Origin of the sequence: Mesorhizobium sp. M1169 (assembly GCF_040318345.1) — a bacterium.
Taxonomy (GTDB): domain Bacteria; phylum Pseudomonadota; class Alphaproteobacteria; order Rhizobiales; family Rhizobiaceae; genus Mesorhizobium.
In genome coordinates this window covers 241,542-258,758 of the sequence record NZ_JAMYME010000001.1, presented here as the reverse complement: position 1 = coordinate 258,758, position 17,217 = coordinate 241,542, and the positions used below count along the sequence as shown (strand labels likewise).

The following is a 17,217-nucleotide window of genomic DNA, read 5'->3' as shown; positions in this document are numbered from 1 at the left end:
AACTGTGTCCCGTGCCAAGTGGCACGGGACGGTTCGGTCATGGGCTCGGGAGGAGCCGTTTACATCTTGCCATCGTCCTGGAAGACCTCGGTCCAGTCCTTGACGAGGCCGTCGAGCGCATCCTTGGCCGAGCCTTGCCCGGCAACGACATAGTCGTGGAAGCGCTTCTGCGATGCCTGCAACAGCGGGGCATAGCTCGGCTCGGCCCAGAAGTCCTTCACGATGGCCATCGAGTCGAGGAAGGTCTGCGCATAGGGCTGGCTGGCCGGGAAGGCGGGGTCCTTGACGACCGCGTTGAGGCAGGAATAGCCGCCGAGCGACCACCATTTGGACTGCACGTCCTTGTTGGCGAACCATTTGATGTATTTGAGCGCGGCTTCCTGCTTGTCGGAATAGGAGACCACCGAGATGCCCTGGCCGCCGAGCTGGGCGAACTGGTCCCCGTCCGGACCTTTGGGATTGACGAAATAGCCGATCTTGTCGCCGCCGACATTCTCGTCCTTCTGCAGGCCTGGCCAGGTGAAGGCGAAGTTCATGTGCATCGCCACCTGGCCGGATTTGAAGGCATCGACGCCTTCGCCCATGTAGCTGTTCGAGGCGCCGGGAGGGGTGCAGCAATCGTAGAGGGCTTTGTAGAACTCCAGGCCCTTCACCGATTTATCGGAGTTGACGAAGCCTTCCATCTCGTAGGGTTTTTTCGGGTTTTCGTACTGGAAGCCAAAGCTGTAGAGCACGTCCATGGCGCCCATGGTGATGCCTTCCGAGCCGCGCTCGGTGTAGATCGACGCGCCATAGACGGTCTTGCCGTCGATGTCGCGCTTCTGGAAGAATTCGGCGATCTGCTTCAATTGGTCGAAGGTCGTCGGCGGGCCGAGATCCCAGCCGTACTTTTCCTTGAATTCCTTCCGCAGCTCCGGCTTGGAGAACCAGTCCTTGCGGTAAGTCCAACCGACGACGTCACCCATGGCCGGCAGCGCCCAGTAATTCGGCGAGTTCTTCGGCCATTCCGAATAGCCGACGACGGTCGCCGGCACGAAATCATCCATGCTGATCTTCTCCTTGTCGAAGAAGTCGTTCAGCTTGACGTAATGGCCGTTCTCGGCGGCACCGCCGATCCACTGGCTGTCGCCGATGATGAGGTCGCACAGCTTGCCGTGCGAATTCAGCTCGTTGAGAAAGCGATCGGCATAGTTGGTCCACGGCACGAATTCGAATTTCATGCCGATGCCGGTTTCCTTGGTGAAGTCCTTGGACAATTCCACAAGCGCGTTGGCCGGGTCCCAGGCTGCCCAGCAAAGCGTCAGATCTTCTGCCTGCGCGACATTCGAAACGGCTGTCGACGCAAAGAGTGTCGATGCCAGTCCCAACGCCAATTTCAAGGTCGATTTCATGCCTTCCTCCCATTTGCGAAACACGTCCGGATGACGGTTTCAAGAGCCCGCTAAACCCCTCCTCCGGGGCCCAAACACAACGACGCGGCGGCGCACCGGATGTTTAGTAATTTGTTTAGTGATGCAATTTTTACTAAACAAAGCAAGCGAATTCGTTGCTGCACCGCAGCATGCTGGACAGGAAAGCAACGTGAGAAGTTGCGGCGACCTGTCTAGGTCACCGTCTTGTTGCTGACAGCCACCGGACGGATCACTGGGGCCGGCGGCAGCAGCGCGCGGATATCGGCGAAGGGGAAGACTGGCTCGAAGCGGAAGGCCTCGGCAAACGATCCGGCCGGGCCGTTGCACTGGCCGGCGCGAAAGGCGTTCTGCGTGCGCGCCGCGTCGACGAAACGCTCGGGATCCTGCGACTGGTGCGCCCGGATCGCCTCCGCCTTGAGATCGAAATGCCTGGAGGTGTCGACGTAGTGCGTTGGCGAAAACCCGGTGCCGCCGAACGTGTCGGCATGTAGCACCGGCACCGAGAATGACGCTGCGATGCGCACGCCATCCGACAGCGCGCGGTGGTCGCCATGATAGTCGTTCGGCGCATGCGTTATCACCAGATCCGGCCCTATCTCGCCGATCAGTGCTTTGAGCGCCCCGATCAGCGCGGCATCCGCGACCAGCCCGCCATCGGGAAAGTCAAGGAAGCGCGGCGTCACGCCAAGCAGGCCGGCCGCCGCCATCGCCTCCTTGCGGCGCGTGCGGGCCAGCGCTGACGGATCGCCGTAGCCGCCCCTGGTGCCATCCGTGGCTATGGCAAAAAAGAGTTCTGCGCCTTGCGCGGCATAGGCCGCCATCGTACCGAACATGAAGATCTCGATGTCGTCCGAATGCGCGCCAAGCGCCAATATCTTCACTCTCATCTCTCCCGGAAATGGAAAAACGTGCCTAACGGAATTCTGCTCGCGCTCATCGCCTATGCAAGCTATTCGTGCAGCGACGCCGTTGTCAAAAGCCTGGGCGGGCAGTTCAACGTCTTCGAGATCGGCTTCTTCTCGACATTGTTTGCCGGCTGCTTTCTGCTCTTTGCCAGGCCGGCAGGCGAGCGCTGGCTCGATTTCTGGCGCACCAACCGGCCCTGGGCGGTACAGGCCCGGGCCTGGGCCGGCATCGCCTCGGGCGTGCTCAGCGTCTATGCCTTCACCACCATCCCGCTGGCGGAAGTCTATGCGCTCATCTTTCTGGCGCCGCTGTTCGTCACCATCCTAGCCACGCTGGTCCTCAAGGAGAAGGTCGGCCCGTGGCGGTGGCTGGCGGTGGTCGCCGGCTTTGCCGGGGTCATGCTGGTCGTCAGGCCGGGGTTTCGCGAATTGCATCTTGGTCATCTGGCGGCGTTCATCATCGCCTTCCTGGCCGCCACCAATGTGATCCTGATGCGTTCGCTCGCCGCGCAGGAAAAGCGCACGACGATGCTCGGCGTGCTGATCGGCTACGGCCTGCTCTTCAACGGCGCCGGTGCGGCGGCTACCTCGTTCTCGTTGCCGGATGGCAGGCAATGGGCCTGGCTGGTACTGGCCGGCGCCTTCACCGCCGGCGGCCAGCTGTTGCATCTGCTGGCGGTCAAATACGCACCGGCCAACCGCATCGCGCCGACGCATTACTCGCAGATCGTCTGGGCGGTGGTTCTGGGTGCGCTGTTCTTCAGGGAATATCCGGATTTTCTGTCGCTGGTCGGCTTGGCCGTGGTCGGCGGTTCCGGCCTGCTGACCATGGTGCGCGAGGAGGTGCGGCTCGGCACGGTGCGCTGGAACCCGTTTTCGCGGACCAGGCTTTGAGTCGGCGCCGAGGTTGCGCCGCGACCGCCACCGCTGATATGCGGTTGCTGCCAACTGGCTGCACAGCATAGCACAATGACGACAAAACCCTTGCCGGACCTGCCGGTCTCCGTTGTCTTGCCGGCGCTCAATGAAACGCTGAGCCATGGTAACAGCGCCGTGCTGGTGGCGCCACCCGGTGCCGGCAAGACGACGCTGGTTCCACTGGCGCTGCTCGACGCTGAATGGCTCGGCGCCGGAAAGATCATCCTGCTCGAGCCGCGCCGCCTCGCCGCCCGCGCTGCCGCCCGCCGCATGGCCGAATTGCTCGGCCAAGAGCCCGGCGAAACCGTCGGCTATGCCATGCGCATGGAAAACCGCAGTTCCGCAAAGACCAGGGTTCTCGTCGTCACCGAAGGCGTGCTGTCCCGCATGATCCTCGACGACCCGGAACTGCCTGGTGTCGCGGCGGTGCTATTCGACGAGTTCCACGAACGCTCGCTCGACGGCGATTTCGGGTTGGCGCTGGCGCTTGACGTGCAGGGTGCGCTGAGGCCCGAACTCAGATTGCTGGTGATGTCGGCAACGCTCGACGGCGCGCGTGTCGCAAAATTGCTGTCCGGCGCGCCGGTGATCGAGAGCGCGGGCCGCGCCTTCCCGGTCGACATCCGCTATGACGAGCGGCCGGCCGGCGTCACGATCGAGGACGCCATGGCCAAGGCGATCCGCTCGGCGCTTGCCGGGGAGGAGGGCAGCGTGCTCGCTTTCCTGCCCGGCCAGCGCGAGATCGAGCGCACCGCCGAGCGGCTGGCGGGCAAGGTCGGCGCCGATACCGACATCGTGCCGCTCTATGGTATGCTCGACAACAAGGCGCAGGACGCGGCGATCAAGCCGGCGCCGCTCGGCCGCCGCAAGGTCGTGCTGGCGACGTCGATCGCCGAAACCTCCATCACCATCGACGGCGTCCGCGTCGTCATCGATTCCGGCCTGTCGCGGCTGCCGCGCTATGAACCGGCGAGCGGCCTGACGCGGCTGGAGACGGTACGTGCTTCCCGCGCTTCCGCCGACCAGCGCGCCGGCCGTGCCGGACGCACGCAGCTGGGCGTCGCCATCCGGTTGTGGCGGGCCGAGCAGACAGCGGCCCTGCCGGCCTTCACGCCGCCGGAAATCCTCGAGGCCGATCTTTCCGGCCTGTTGCTCGATAGCGCAGCGTTCGGCGTCGCCGATCCGACCAGTCTATCCTTCCTCGACCCCCCACCGGCTCCGGCGCTCACCGAGGCGAGGGTACTGCTACGTGCGCTCGATGCTGTCGATGCGGCAGGACGCCTGACGGATGCCGGTGCCGCGATGCGCCGGCTGGCGCTACCGGTGCGGCTCGCCCATATGGTCGCCGAGGCGGCAAGGACCGGAGAGGCGCTCGAGGCGGCGATGCTCGCCGTATTATTGACCGAGCGTGGCCTTGGCGGCGATGGTGCCGATCTCGAACGGCGGCTGCTGCGCTTTCGCGCCGAAAGATCGCCGCGCGCCACCGCCGCCCGGCAGCTGGCTGAGAGGCTGGCAAAGCAGGCTTCACCCTTCCCCTCTAGGGGAGGGTCGGCAAGCGAGCCGAGCGCAGCGAGACGAGCGAGACGGGGCGGGGTCGTCGATGGCGTGCCCGAAGCGGCCCCACCCCTATCCGCTACGCGGATCGACGCGCCGGGGCGAGCCACGGGTCTCGCCCGTCCTTCCGACCCCCTCAAGGGGGAGGGCAGCACAGCCGGCGCTCTCCTCATCCATGCCTGGCCGGATCGGGTCGCCAAAGCGCGCGGCGAGCGTGGCCGCTTCGTGCTTGCCAACGGCTCGGGCGCCATGCTCGACGCCTCCGATCCGCTGGCCGGCGAGACCTGGCTCGTCGTCGCCGACCTGCAGGGCAAGGCGCAGAACGCCCGCATCACCGCAGCGGCAGCCATCGATGAGGCCGACATCCGCACTGCGCTGGCGGAAAAGATCGAGGCCCGCCGCGAGGTGAGCTTCGACCGCGACATGCGCGCGGTGCGGGTGCGCGAAACGGTTCGCCTCGGCGCCATCACGCTGTCCGAACGCATGCTGCCGGCGCCGACCGGTGCCGACGCGGATCGCGCCATCCTCGACGCCTTGCGCGAACACGGCCTGTCCCTGTTGCCGTGGAACAGGGAGGCGGAGACGTTGCGGCAGCGGCTCGGCTGGCTGCATCGCGGCCTCGGCGTGCCATGGCCCGATGTCTCCGATGCCGCGCTCCTCGAGCGCCTCGACGACTGGCTGCTGCCGTTCCTTTCCGGCGCGGCATCCTTTGCGGCAATCGATCCCAGCGTGCTTTCGCAAGGCCTGATGACGCTGGTGCCGCACGAATTGCAGCGCAAGATCGCCACATTGGCGCCGACCCATTTCGACGCGCCGTCGGGCAGCCGGCTGCCGATCCGCTATGACGGCGAATGGCCGGTGCTGGCGATCCGCGTGCAGGAACTGTTCGGCCTCGACCGGCATCCGGCGATCGCCAACGGCACTGTGCCGCTGACGCTCGAATTGCTGTCGCCGGCGCACCGGCCGATCCAGACGACGCGCGACCTGCCCGGCTTCTGGCGCGGCTCCTGGGCCGATGTGCGGGCAGAGATGCGCGGCCGCTATCCCAGGCATGTCTGGCCGGAGAACCCGCTTCTCGCCGCCGCCACCAGCCGCGCCAAGCCGCGCGGTACCTGATGCTTCCAGACTGTCATCCCGAACCGAGGCCCAGCTTCGACGGTTTTCGGAAAAGACCTCCGGCTGTTTCCCCTCTATAATCACTGGCCATGATAAACATCCTGCACGCACCCGACTTCCAGCAAAGCCAGCGGCTGCGCCTCAACACGCTGATCAGGTTGCGCTGGCTTGCCATCGTCGGCCAGAGCCTGACCGTGCTTGTGGTCGCTTACGGGCTGAAATTTCCGCTACCGGTCAGCATGTGTTTTGCGCTGATCGCCTGTTCGGCCTGGATGAACCTTTTGCTGACTTTCCGCTATCCGGCGGCGCATCGGCTTACCCCGTTCTCGGCCTTTGCCATCCTGACCTTCGACAGCCTGCAGCTTGCCGGCCTGCTCTACATGACCGGCGGCCTTACGAATCCGTTTTCGCTGCTGATGACCGTGCCCGTCGTCGTCTCGGCGACGTCGCTGCCGCTGCGGCTGACCGCCATGCTCGGCGCGCTGGTGATCGTGGCGGCGACGCTGCTGGTCTTTTACCACCTGCCGCTGCCCTGGCATGAGGGGGCGCCATTGGCGATGCCGTTCATCTATGTCGCCGGCATGTGGATGGCGGTGTTCTGCTCCATCGCCTTTACCGCGATCTATGCCTTCCGGGTGGCCGAGGAGGCGCGGCTGCTTGCCAACGCGCTTGCCGCCACGGAATTGGTGCTGCAGCGAGAACAGCATCTCTCGGCCCTCGACGGCCTCGCCGCGGCCGCCGCACACGAACTCGGCACGCCGCTCGCCACCATCACGCTTGTCGCCAAGGAGATGGAGAAGGCGCTTGGCGAAGATCCGAAATACGGCGAGGACGTGAAGCTGCTGCGTTCGCAGAGCGAGCGCTGCCGCGAAATCCTGAAGCGCCTGACCAGCCTGTCCTCCGAGAGCGAGGTGCACCTCTCGCGCCTGCCGCTGACCTCGCTGGTCGAGGAGGTGACGGCGCCGCACCGTGATTTCGGCATTTCGATCAAGCTTCGGCCGGGCGAGCGCATCGGCCCGGAACCGGTGGGCCGGCGCAATCCCGGCGTCATTTACGGCCTCGGCAATCTGGTCGAGAACGCGGTCGACTTCGCCCGCAACAGCGTGACAGTGCGCTGGAACTGGAATGAGGCCGCCGTCAGCTTCTCGATCATCGACGACGGGCCGGGCTTTCCACCGGAGATCATCGACCGAATCGGCGAACCCTATATGTCGACGCGACAAGGCACCGAAGCCGGCGGCGGCCTCGGCCTCGGCCTATTCATCGCCAAGACCTTGCTCGAACGCTCCGGCGCGACGCTCGATTTCCGCAATTCAAGCGAGCCCGGCGAGGGCGCCATCGTGCAGATATCGTGGCCGCGCAGCGTCTTCCTCAATCCCGAGCAGGCTTCGGCCACCATGTTCGACACGGCCTAAATTGGACAATAGCGTTGCGAAACTATATTTGCGTAAAAATCAGGCAGCAGGATTTTCAGCACGATGAGTACTGACGAAACGATTGGCGCAATGGTCGAAGGCGAGGATACCTCGCTGCTGATCGTGGACGACGACAAGCCGTTCCTGACGCGGCTTGCCCGCGCCATGGAAACCAGGGGTTTCGTGGTCGAGACGGCGGAGAGCGTCGAGGAGGCGGTTGCCAAGGCGCGCGCCAATCCGCCGGCCTATGCGGTGGTCGACATGCGGCTGGCCGACGGCAACGGCCTCGACGTCGTCGCCGCGATTCGCGAGAAGCGCGACGATGCCCGCGCCATCATCCTCACCGGCTACGGCAACATCGCCACCGCGGTGACGGCGGTAAAGCTCGGCGCCATCGACTATCTGTCGAAGCCGGCCGATGCCGATGATATTTTTGCCGCCCTGACCCGCACCGCGGGCGAACGCGCAGCGCCGCCAGAAAATCCAATGTCGGCCGATCGCGTGCGCTGGGAACACATCCAGCGCGTCTACGAAATGTGCGACCGCAACGTCTCGGAAACCGCACGCCGCCTGAACATGCATCGCCGCACGCTGCAACGCATCCTCGCCAAGCGCGCGCCGCGCTAAAGGGCTCTCATTACAGGCTTGCCCGGCCAGCGCTGTTTGCGCATCATCGCTTGGCGGTGTCGGACCTTGCCGCTGATACGACGGAGGCGACATGCAGGACGAAAAGCGGCTGGTCTCCATGCTGCGCGAATTCCTCGACAGCGAGGCGGCCGGCGGCCTCATCCTGATGGCTGCGGCGGCCTTGGCCCTGATCGTCGCCAATTCGCCGCTGGGCGAGGCTTATTTGTCCGCCCTCCATGCCTATCTCGGACCGCTCAGCGTCTCGCACTGGATCAATGACGGCCTGATGGCGGTGTTCTTCCTGCTGGTCGGTCTCGAGATCAAGCGCGAAATGCTTGACGGCCAGCTATCGACCTGGCCGCGCCGCGTGCTGCCCGGCATCGCCGCCGCCGGCGGCATGGCAGCGCCGGCACTGGTCTACGTCGCCATCAACCGCAACAATCCAGCCGCTCTGTCCGGCTGGGCGATCCCAACCGCCACCGATATCGCCTTTGCGCTCGGCGTGCTGTCGCTGCTCGGCAGCCGCGTCCCGGGTTCGCTGAAGATATTCCTCACGGCGCTTGCCATCATCGACGATCTCGGCGCGGTGCTCATCATCGCGGTGTTCTATACCAGCGGCCTCTCGCTCGCCTATCTCGGCGCCGCCTTCGCCGTGATCGCGCTGCTGGTGGTGCTCAACCGCATGCGGGTGCTGACGCTGCTGCCGTACATCTTGCTCGGCATCGTTCTGTGGGTTTTGGTGCTCAAATCGGGCGTCCATGCGACGCTCGCCGGCGTCGCGCTGGCCCTCACCATACCGCTGAAGATATCGCCGGGCAGCGGCCATGATCTCGACCATTCGCCGCTGCACCGGCTCGAACACGGCCTGCACAAAGTCGTCGCCTTTTTTGTCATCCCGATTTTCGGCTTTGCCAACGCCGGCGTCTCGCTCGCCGGTCTCAGCGCTGCCGCCCTGGCCGAGCCGCTGACGCTCGGCGTCGCCGCCGGGCTCGTCGCCGGCAAGCTGGTCGGCGTGTTCGGGTCTTCCGCGCTTGCCATCCGGCTTGGCTTCGCCGATCTGCCGGTCAATGCCGGCTGGCTGCACATGGTCGGCATTTCGCTGCTCTGTGGCATCGGTTTCACCATGAGCCTGTTCATCGGCCTGCTCGCCTTCGCCGGCGACGCCGCCCTGCAGGACGCGGTCAAGGTCGGCATCCTCGCCGGCTCTTTCATCGCCGCGCTCCTCGGCGCCGCAGTGCTGCTGGTCGCGCCGGCCGCAGGCGAGGCGGAGGAGGCGGAAGAATAGGCGTCTCCTCGCGGGCGCTACCCGTGAGCGACCATGACGTGGCGGACGGCGGTATAGTCCTCCAGCGCGTAGAGCGACATGTCCTTGCCGTAGCCGGATTGTTTCAACCCGCCATGCGGCATCTCGTTGGTCAGCATGAAATGGGTGTTGATCCAGGTGCAGCCATATTGCAGCCGGGCGGCCGTCGCCATGGCCCGCGAAACATCCTTGGTCCACACCGACGACGCCAGGCCGTAGTCAGAATCATTGGCCCAGTTCACCGCTTCGTCGACTTCGGAAAAGTGGGTGACCGAGACCACCGGACCGAACACTTCGCGGCGCACGATCTCGTCCTCCTGCAGCGCGCCGGCGACGACGGTCGGCTGGTAGAAGAAGCCGGAGCCCTCGCCCGGCTTGCCGCCCGTGGTGATCTCGATGTGCTTGAGCTCAGAGGCGCGCTCGACGAAGCTCGAGACGCGGTCACGCTGGCGACGCGAGATCAGCGGGCCGATCTCGTTCTCGGTATCGTCGGGGCGATCATACTTGATGGTCGAGACCGCAGTGGAGAGGTCGGCGACGAGCTTGTCGTAGATCTTCTTGCCGGCGTAGATGCGGCAGGCCGCGGTGCAGTCCTGGCCGGCATTGTAATAGCCGAAGGCGCGCAGGCCGTTGACCACCGCGCCGAGATCGGCGTCGTCGAAGACGATGACCGGCGCCTTGCCGCCGAGCTCGAGATGCGTGCGCTTGACCGATTTGGCGGCAGCCTGCAGCACCTTCTTGCCGGTGGCGACGTCGCCGGTGATCGAGATCATGTTGACCTTCGGGTGGTTGATCAGCGTGTTGCCGACGCTGTCGCCGCGACCGAGCACGACGTTGACGACGCCTTCCGGCAGGATCTCGGCAAGGATTTTCGCCAGCTTCAGCGCGGTCAGCGGCGTCTGTTCCGACGGCTTGAAGGCGACGGTGTTGCCGCCGGCAATCGCCGGCGCCAGCTTCCAGGCCATCATCATCAGCGGATAGTTCCACGGCGCGATCGACGCGACAACGCCGATGGCGTCTCGGCGGACCATCGAGGTGTGGCCGGGAATGTATTCGCCGGCGACCTGGCCGGGCATCGAGCGGACCGCGCCGGCAAAGAAGCGGTAGCAGTCGACGATCGCCGGGATCTCGTCATTGAGCACGGCATTGATCGGCTTGCCGCAGTTCAGCGCCTCGAGCGCCGCGAAATCCTGTGCAGCAGCCTCGATGCGATCGGCGATCTTCAGGAGATAGCCGGCGCGCTGCGCCGGTGTTGTGCGGGACCAGGTGACGAAGGCTTTTTCGGCAGCAAGCACGGCCGCCTCGATCTGCGCTGGGCTGGCCTCGGGCAGATTGAGGATGGTCGCCCCGGTCTTCGGGTTGAGGATCGGCTCCTCGGTCTCGGTGCCTTTTTCGAATTTAGAGCCGATCAGCATCTGCGTGTCCATGGAAGTCTCTCCCTTGTGAACGAGATCATTTGCCCGAACCGGCGATCTGGTCGCCGTCGCGGGTCAGGTAATAGGCAGCGAGGATGGGGAGCAGCGTCACCAGCACTACCACCATCGCCACGACATTGGTGACCGGACGCTGGCGCGGACGGATCAATTCTTCGAGCATCCAGATCGGCACCGTCTGCTGCTGGCCGGCGGTGAAGGTGGTGACGATGACCTCGTCGAAGGACAGCGCAAAGGCAAGCATGCCGCCGGCCAGCAGCGCGGTTGCGATGTTGGGCAGCACGACATGCCGAAAGGTCTGGAAACCATCGGCGCCGAGATCCATCGACGCCTCGATCATCGAGCCGGACGTGCGGCGGAAACGGGCGACCGCATTGTTGTAGACGACGACCACGCAGAAAGTGGCGTGGCCGAGCACGATCGTCCAGAACGAGAACGGGATTTCGGCCAGCGCGAAGGCCGAACGCAGCGCGATGCCGGTGATGATGCCGGGCAGCGCGATCGGCAGGATGACCAGCAGCGAGATGGTTTCGCGGCCGAAGAATTTTGTGCGGGACACGGCAGCGGCGCACAGCGTGCCCAGGACCAGCGCGATGGTAGTCGAGATCGCCGCGACCCGCACAGACAATGACAGCGCCTGCCAGACGTCGGGGCGGTTCCAGGTGACGGCGAACCATTGCGTGGTCAGGCCCGGCGGCGGCCAGACGAAGCTCTTCTCCTCGGTGGTGAAGGCATAGACGAAGATCAGCAGGATCGGCAAATGCAGGAAAAGCAGGCCGCCGGTGGCAGCGAGCTTCAGGCCGATCGGCGCGGATGGGCCACGGTCAGAGCGCATCGAAAGCCCCCATGCGCTTGGCGCCCCAGAGATAGAAGCCCATGATGACGATGGGCACCACGGTGAAGGCGGCGGCGAGCGGGATATTGCCGGCGGTGCCTTGCTGCGAATAGACGGCCTGGCCGATGAACAGCCGCGAGGTGCCGATGATCTGTGGGATGATGTAGTCGCCGAGCGTCAGCGAGAAGGTGAAGATCGAGCCGGCGACGATGCCGGGCAGCGCCAGCGGGAACAGCACGTTGCCGAAGGTCTGCCCGGGCGAGGCGCCGAGATCGGACGAAGCCTCGACCAAATTGCCCGGCACGCGCTCGAGTGCGGCCTGCACCGGCAGGATCATGAACGGCAGCCAGACATAGACGAAGACGATGAAGGTACCGGTTGAGGAGACCGACAGCGAGTTGCCGCCGACGACCGGCAGCGACAGCCAGGCATCAAGCAGCCACAGAAGATGCAATTTGGCCAGCAGCCAGGTCAGGATGCCTTCCTTGGCGAGAATCAGCTTCCAGGCATAGATCTTGACCAGGTAGCTCGACCACAGCGGCAGCATGACGCCGAGATAAAACAGCGCCTTCCAACGGCCGCGCGCATAGCGCGCCGCATAATAGGCGATGGGAAAGGCGATGACCGCCGCCGCCAGCGTCACCAGCGCCGCCATTGTCACCGTGCGCAGGATAATGTCGAGATTGGCGGCCTGCAGCAGGTCGCCATAGGTCTTCAGCGTGAATTGCCGGTTGATCAGGCCGGAGAACTCGTCGATCGAAAAGAAGCTCTGCAAAAGCAATGCGAAGAGCGAGCCGATATAGACGATGCCGAGCCACAAAACCGGCGGCAGCAGCATGAGGAGCAACAGCAGCTTCGGCTGTCGCCAAAAAGTATCCGACACCGCGCCACGCAGGCCGCCGCGTCGCGGCAGGATGGCGGGCGGCGTGGCGCGCGGCATGACGGTGTCGAGGCTCATCCGAGCTCGTCCATCAAATGCAAATGCTCGCGCTTGAAGGTGAGCACCACCGCCTCGCCTTCCCCCGGCAGCACAGCACCCGCCGGCACGATGGCATGCAGTCGCAAGCCCTCTGCATCGAGCGCCAGTCTTGTCGTGGCGCCGAGATAGTTGGTCGAGACCAGGCGGGCGGCAACCCCTTCGCCGTTGGCCCGGCCAATACGGATGGATTCGGGCCGCAGGCTGCCCCAGCGATACTGGCCGGCATAGCGCTGGACGAAATCCGGCGGCAGCACGTTGGACGAGCCGACGAAATCGGCGACGAAGCGGGTCTTGGGGCGCTGGTAGATGTCTTCCGGCGTGCCGATCTGCATGATCTTGCCGTCATTGAAGACGGCCACGCGGTCGGCCATCGACAGCGCTTCGCCCTGGTCGTGGGTGACGAACACGAAGGTGATGCCGAGCGCCTTCTGCAGCGATTTCAACTCCTCCTGCATGTTTTCGCGAAGCTTGAGGTCGAGGGCGCCGAGCGGCTCGTCGAGCAACAGCACCTTGGGCTGGTTGACCAGCGCACGGGCGAGCGCGACGCGCTGGCGCTGGCCGCCGGAAAGCTGGCCAGGGCGACGGGCGCCGTAGCCGGGAAGCCGCACCAGCGCCAGCGCTTCTTCCGCCGCCTTTTGCCGCTCCGGTCTGCCGACGCCCTTGACCATCAGCCCATAGGCGACGTTGTCGAGCACGTTGAAATGCGGGAACAGCGCATAATCCTGGAACACGGTGTTGACGTTGCGGCGATAGGGCGGCACGCCCTCGGCGCGTTCGCCGAAGATCGAGATCGAACCCGCCGTCGGCTGCTCGAAACCGGCGATGAGGCGCAGGCACGTCGTCTTGCCCGAGCCGGAAGGCCCGAGCATGGCGAAGAACTCGCCCGGCACGATGTCGAGATCGACCGCGTCGACGGCACGCACGCTGCCGAAATGGCGAGAGACGTTTTGGAAGGAAACGGCGGAGGTCATGGGGCTGTCCTGATCTGTCAGGCTCATCAAATTTCAGGCGGTAGCGCTGCCTCTCGTCCGCCTGCCGGCACCTTCTCCTCGTATAGTGGACGCGGAGAAGGGAGGCGCTCCAACGCTGGCGACCCCCGTTTCTTCACCGGGAGAGGGTAAGGGTGAGGGGCAGCGCCGAGCTTCGTAGGTGAGGCGAACTCACCGCCCGCCGATGACGCCGATATAGTCCGACACCCAGCGGTAATAGGGCACGCACTGGTCGTTCTGGGTGGCGCATTTCGAGACCGGCGTCTTCCAGAACTTGATCTTGTCGAAATTGTCGTAACCGTTGGTCTTGCAGCCTTCCTCGCCGAGCAGTTCGTTGCCCTTGCAGGCGGCGGGCACCACCGGCAGCGAGCCGAACCAGGCGGAGACGTCGCCCTGCACTTTTGGCGACAGCGAATGCTCCATCCACATGTAGGCGCAGTTTGGGTGGGCAGCATCGGCCTCCATCATCGTGGTATCGGCCCAGCCGGTGACGCCCTCCTCGGGGATAGTCGAGGCGACCGGCTTCTTGGCCGCGATCAGCGTGTTTACCTGGTAGGGCCAGGAACCGGAGGCGACGACGCCTTCGTTCTGGAAATCGTCGACCTGGATGGCGGCGTCGTGCCAATAGCGTCCGACCAGCGTACGCTGGACCCGCAGCAGGTCGAGCGCCGCCTTGTACTGATCCTCGGTCAGTTCGTACGGATCCTTGATGCCGAGCTCCGGCTTGTGAGCCATCAGGTAATTGGCAGCGTCGGCAATGTGGATCGGCCCGTCATAGGCCTGGACGCGGCCCTTGTTCGACTTGCCGTCGGGAAGCTTCATTTCCTCGAAGACCACGTTCCAGCTCTTCGGCGCCTCCTTGAACACTTCGGTGTTGTACATCAGCACGTTCGGCCCCCACTGATAGGGGACGCCGTAATGGACTCCGCCGACGGTGAACCAGGGCGCATCCTTCAGCCGGTTGTCGACCGTCTTCCAGCTCGGTATGAGGTCGGTGTTGATCGGCTGGACGCGCTTGCCGGCGACAAGGCGCAGCGAAGCGTCGCCCGAGGCGGTGACGAGATCGAAGCCGCCCTCGTTCATCAGCGAGACCATCTCATCGGAGGTGTTGGCGGTCTTGACGTTGACCTTGCAGCCGGTTTCCTTCTCGAACGAAGTGACCCAATCATAGGCCTTGTCGGTTTCGCCGCGCTCGATATAGCCCGGCCAGGCGACGATATTGACCTCGCCTTCGCCTTTGCCGAGCTCCTTGACCTGGGCGATGGCCTGGCCGGAGAAGCTCAGCGCGACCGTCAAGGCAGTGCATGATTTCAGCAATGAATTCATCGTCGATCTCCCACTTTTGCATGACCTCGAAACCGGTTTCGGGTTTCGGAAGAAGATCATGCGCCCGTTCAAAAACGTTGGATGCGCGGCTCTGAAGGGCCGTGCTCCTCGCATCGACCCGAAAATCGGAATCGATTTTCGGAAAGCCCGATGCGAAAACTAAAAGTCTTAGAGCGTACTATGTGCGTCCAATTGGACGCACGTCGCTCTAACGGCAGCTTTGTTCCCTGACCGAAAAGTGCTGCGAAATTTCCGGTTTCGCAAATTCATTTATCAGAAAGCCGATATCGATTTTTCCGATACGTCAGCGGCCAATCTTCTCGGGCCGTTGGCGCACCATGCGCTGCGACTGGGCAAGTCCGATGAAGTCGCGCGCCGCCTGCGGCAGACCGGAGCCGCGCCGCCAGACCATGCCGACCTGGACGACCGGCAACGACCCCGAAACATCGCGCGATTCGATGCGGTCGCCTTCCAGCGACCATGGCCGGTAGACGAGGTCGGGCAGCAGCGCCACGCCGGCGCCGGTAGCGACGAGGCTGCGCACCGCTTCGACCGAGCGGGTGCGGAAGGCGACATGCGGCTTGGCGCCGATTGCCGTCAGCAGCTTTCCGGTATTCTCCTCGATCTCGTCGACGGTCAGCATGATCAGCGGTTCCGAGGCGATGTCGCCGATGCCGATGATGTCGGCACCGGCCAAGGGGTGGCCGAGCGGCAGCCACAGCCGGTAGGCCGAGACTTCGAGGATTTCGGACTGCAGTGCCGTGCGGTCGCGCAGGTTCGAGGTGACCATGACGGCAATGTCGAGCTTGCCGCCAATTAACAGGTGCTCGAGATAGTCGCCATTGTCCTCGATCGCCGAGACCTCGACACCCGGATAGGCGCGGCGGTAGCGGGCAAGAAGATCGGAAAGCACATAGCCGGCGACCAGCGAGGTGACGCCAAGTTGCAGCCGCCCGCTTGCCGCGGCCTGTTCGCCGAAGAAGGCGCGGCGCGCATCGGAAACGTCGGCCAGGATCTTTCTCGCATGGCGCAGGAACTGGTGGCCTTTGTGGGTTATGTTCAAGCCGCGCGGGTGGCGCTCGAACAGCTCGACGCCGAGATCGTGCTCCAGCTCCTTGATCGCCTCGGTGACCGACGATTGCGAGATCGACAGGTTCTGGGCGGCGCCCGACACCGTGCCCTGCTCGGCGACGGCGATGAAGAACTGCAATTGGCGGATGGTGAAAGCCATGGCCGGACTAAACACGGCAGACGCGGCGCTGGGAAGTGGGTGCTGGAGCAGATCTCCCGACAGAGCTCACGATAGAGCTCAGCCCTCGCTTCCGCCATCGGCAATGCTGAGCCGTGCGCCGGCCTGGGCGAGGGCGGCGCCGATGTCGTGCGGCGGCGGACGGTCGGTCGCGAGTTCGGAAAAGCCGCCGAAGCCGCAGACCTGAACAAGGCCCTGGCGGCCGAATTTGCTATGGTCGGTGACGACAAGCGAACGCTGGCCGCGCGACAGCACCATGCGGGCGAATTCGGCCTCTTCCAGATCATAGTCCATGACGCCGGTTATGGCATCGACCGCACCGGTCGATATCACTGCATGGCTGACGGAAAAGCGGCTGACGAATTCGATGGCCGAGACGCCGAAGGCAGCACCGGAATCGCTGCGCAGCTCGCCGCCGGCCATGTAGACCTTATTGCCGTTGACGGTGGCCAGTGTGCGGGCGATGTCGGAGGAGTTGGTGACGACCGTCAGCCGCCGGTGGCCGAGCAGTTCCCGGGCCAGAAAAGAGGTGGTGGTGCCGGTGTCGAGCATGATCGATTCGCCGTCGCGGATGGTGGCGGCGACCATGCGCGCTATTGCCCGCTTGGCATCGGCGTTCTCGCGCATGCGCCGCTCGAACGGCGCTTCGCCGGCAATCGACGGCAGGCCGACGGCGCCGTGCATCTTGAGGATGGAACCGTCGCTGGTCAGTGGCTTGACGTCGCGGCGTACTGTCTCCAGCGAGACGCCCAGCCGGTCGGCCAGGCTCGCAATGGTCACCGTGCCTTCCTCCTTGAGGAGGCGCAGGATTTCGCCATGCCGCTTCGAGTGGACCATCGGTTCCATCCGGTCGGATTGTTGCACCGCTGACCGCTTCTACGACATAAATGCCACTAACTCCAAGGAATTTAGCAAAATTCGGGCAAAAAACCAGAAAATACCACAATTTCGCGTTGACAACGCCTCCAGCGTGGCGCGACATTATCGCTGTGACAGGCTCGGAACGGAGGACGACGGCTGAGCCGCACGAAAAATCGCTTGCCCGAACGCCCGGGAGATCGTCGGGTGCAAGGGTACCGAAATTCAGGATCCGCGGGGGCGGATGCCGGCGTCGAAGAACCCGGCACAAAGGGGCTCGTCGGTGCGGTGCGGGATA

14 protein-coding genes are annotated in these 17,217 nt (G+C 64.4%); 5 read left to right on the top strand and 9 right to left on the bottom strand.

Annotated features, from left to right (window positions below; genetic code table 11):
• Window positions 1-59: 59 nt before the first annotated feature.
• Window positions 60-1,391, bottom strand: a complete 1,332-nt coding sequence (locus NKH41_RS01150; protein WP_352448472.1) for an ABC transporter substrate-binding protein — start codon at window positions 1,389-1,391, stop codon at window positions 60-62.
• A gap of 212 nt (window positions 1,392-1,603) precedes the next feature.
• Window positions 1,604-2,293: a PIG-L deacetylase family protein gene (locus tag NKH41_RS01145; protein WP_352448473.1), complete on the bottom strand. Its 690-nt coding sequence runs from the start codon at window positions 2,291-2,293 to the stop codon at window positions 1,604-1,606.
• 27 nt (window positions 2,294-2,320) lie between these two features.
• Between NKH41_RS01145 and NKH41_RS01140 the strand changes: the two genes are divergently transcribed.
• The 5 genes from NKH41_RS01140 (at window position 2,321) to nhaA (ending at window position 9,232) form a co-directional block, all read left to right on the top strand.
• Window positions 2,321-3,211 carry a DMT family transporter gene (locus NKH41_RS01140; protein WP_352448474.1) on the top strand — a complete coding sequence of 297 codons (891 nt, stop codon included), beginning with the start codon at window positions 2,321-2,323 and terminating at the stop codon, window positions 3,209-3,211.
• Between the two features lie 75 nt (window positions 3,212-3,286).
• Window positions 3,287-5,905 (top strand): ATP-dependent helicase HrpB, encoded by a 2,619-nt coding sequence (hrpB, locus tag NKH41_RS01135; RefSeq protein WP_352769108.1) that lies wholly within the window; start codon window positions 3,287-3,289, stop codon window positions 5,903-5,905.
• A gap of 89 nt (window positions 5,906-5,994) precedes the next feature.
• On the top strand, window positions 5,995-7,320 hold the full coding sequence (locus NKH41_RS01130) for an ActS/PrrB/RegB family redox-sensitive histidine kinase (protein ID WP_352448476.1): 1,326 nt from the start codon (window positions 5,995-5,997) through the stop codon (window positions 7,318-7,320).
• A 63-nt stretch (window positions 7,321-7,383) separates the two neighbouring features.
• The gene (locus tag NKH41_RS01125; RefSeq protein WP_023676342.1) at window positions 7,384-7,947 is read left to right on the top strand and encodes an ActR/PrrA/RegA family redox response regulator transcription factor; all 564 of its coding nucleotides are present in this window, start codon (window positions 7,384-7,386) and stop codon (window positions 7,945-7,947) included.
• A gap of 91 nt (window positions 7,948-8,038) precedes the next feature.
• A complete protein-coding gene (gene nhaA / locus NKH41_RS01120) occupies window positions 8,039-9,232 on the top strand; it encodes a Na+/H+ antiporter NhaA (protein ID WP_352769111.1) in 1,194 nt (397 codons plus the stop codon).
• Window positions 9,233-9,249: 17 nt separating this feature from the next.
• Here the strand turns inward: nhaA and NKH41_RS01115 are convergent, their stop codons facing one another.
• From NKH41_RS01115 to NKH41_RS01085, 7 genes are all read right to left on the bottom strand, one after another.
• Complete coding sequence (locus tag NKH41_RS01115; protein ID WP_352769114.1) at window positions 9,250-10,677, bottom strand: gamma-aminobutyraldehyde dehydrogenase; 1,428 nt, start codon at window positions 10,675-10,677, stop codon at window positions 9,250-9,252.
• A gap of 25 nt (window positions 10,678-10,702) precedes the next feature.
• Window positions 10,703-11,518: an ABC transporter permease gene (locus NKH41_RS01110; RefSeq protein WP_352469946.1), complete on the bottom strand. Its 816-nt coding sequence runs from the start codon at window positions 11,516-11,518 to the stop codon at window positions 10,703-10,705.
• The gene (locus NKH41_RS01105) at window positions 11,508-12,458 is read right to left on the bottom strand and encodes an ABC transporter permease (protein WP_352501158.1); all 951 of its coding nucleotides are present in this window, start codon (window positions 12,456-12,458) and stop codon (window positions 11,508-11,510) included. Before NKH41_RS01105 ends, NKH41_RS01110 begins: the two co-directional genes overlap by 11 nt.
• A gap of 14 nt (window positions 12,459-12,472) precedes the next feature.
• The gene (locus tag NKH41_RS01100; protein WP_352769116.1) at window positions 12,473-13,468 is read right to left on the bottom strand and encodes an ABC transporter ATP-binding protein; all 996 of its coding nucleotides are present in this window, start codon (window positions 13,466-13,468) and stop codon (window positions 12,473-12,475) included.
• A gap of 189 nt (window positions 13,469-13,657) precedes the next feature.
• Complete coding sequence (locus NKH41_RS01095) at window positions 13,658-14,812, bottom strand: ABC transporter substrate-binding protein (protein WP_352540421.1); 1,155 nt, start codon at window positions 14,810-14,812, stop codon at window positions 13,658-13,660.
• Window positions 14,813-15,116: 304 nt separating this feature from the next.
• On the bottom strand, window positions 15,117-16,043 hold the full coding sequence (locus tag NKH41_RS01090) for a LysR family transcriptional regulator (protein WP_352769118.1): 927 nt from the start codon (window positions 16,041-16,043) through the stop codon (window positions 15,117-15,119).
• 78 nt (window positions 16,044-16,121) lie between these two features.
• Window positions 16,122-16,898: a DeoR/GlpR family DNA-binding transcription regulator gene (locus tag NKH41_RS01085; protein WP_352767217.1), complete on the bottom strand. Its 777-nt coding sequence runs from the start codon at window positions 16,896-16,898 to the stop codon at window positions 16,122-16,124.
• Window positions 16,899-17,217: the final 319 nt, after the last annotated feature.

Bases quoted from the DNA above. Each gene is read 5' to 3' on its own strand.
- NKH41_RS01130 (WP_352448476.1), top strand. From the start codon at position 5,995: ATGATAAACATCCTGCACGCACCCGACTTCCAGCAAAGCCAGCGGCTG.
- NKH41_RS01090 (WP_352769118.1), bottom strand. From the start codon at position 16,043: ATGGCTTTCACCATCCGCCAATTGCAGTTCTTCATCGCCGTCGCCGAG.
- NKH41_RS01105 (WP_352501158.1), bottom strand. From the start codon at position 12,458: ATGCCGCGCGCCACGCCGCCCGCCATCCTGCCGCGACGCGGCGGCCTG.
- NKH41_RS01150 (WP_352448472.1), bottom strand. From the start codon at position 1,391: ATGAAATCGACCTTGAAATTGGCGTTGGGACTGGCATCGACACTCTTT.
- NKH41_RS01115 (WP_352769114.1), bottom strand. From the start codon at position 10,677: ATGGACACGCAGATGCTGATCGGCTCTAAATTCGAAAAAGGCACCGAG.
- nhaA (WP_352769111.1), top strand. From the start codon at position 8,039: ATGCAGGACGAAAAGCGGCTGGTCTCCATGCTGCGCGAATTCCTCGAC.
- NKH41_RS01085 (WP_352767217.1), bottom strand. From the start codon at position 16,898: ATGGTCCACTCGAAGCGGCATGGCGAAATCCTGCGCCTCCTCAAGGAG.
- hrpB (WP_352769108.1), top strand. From the start codon at position 3,287: ATGACGACAAAACCCTTGCCGGACCTGCCGGTCTCCGTTGTCTTGCCG.
- NKH41_RS01100 (WP_352769116.1), bottom strand. From the start codon at position 13,468: ATGACCTCCGCCGTTTCCTTCCAAAACGTCTCTCGCCATTTCGGCAGC.
- NKH41_RS01125 (WP_023676342.1), top strand. From the start codon at position 7,384: ATGAGTACTGACGAAACGATTGGCGCAATGGTCGAAGGCGAGGATACC.
- NKH41_RS01110 (WP_352469946.1), bottom strand. From the start codon at position 11,518: ATGCGCTCTGACCGTGGCCCATCCGCGCCGATCGGCCTGAAGCTCGCT.
- NKH41_RS01095 (WP_352540421.1), bottom strand. From the start codon at position 14,812: ATGAATTCATTGCTGAAATCATGCACTGCCTTGACGGTCGCGCTGAGC.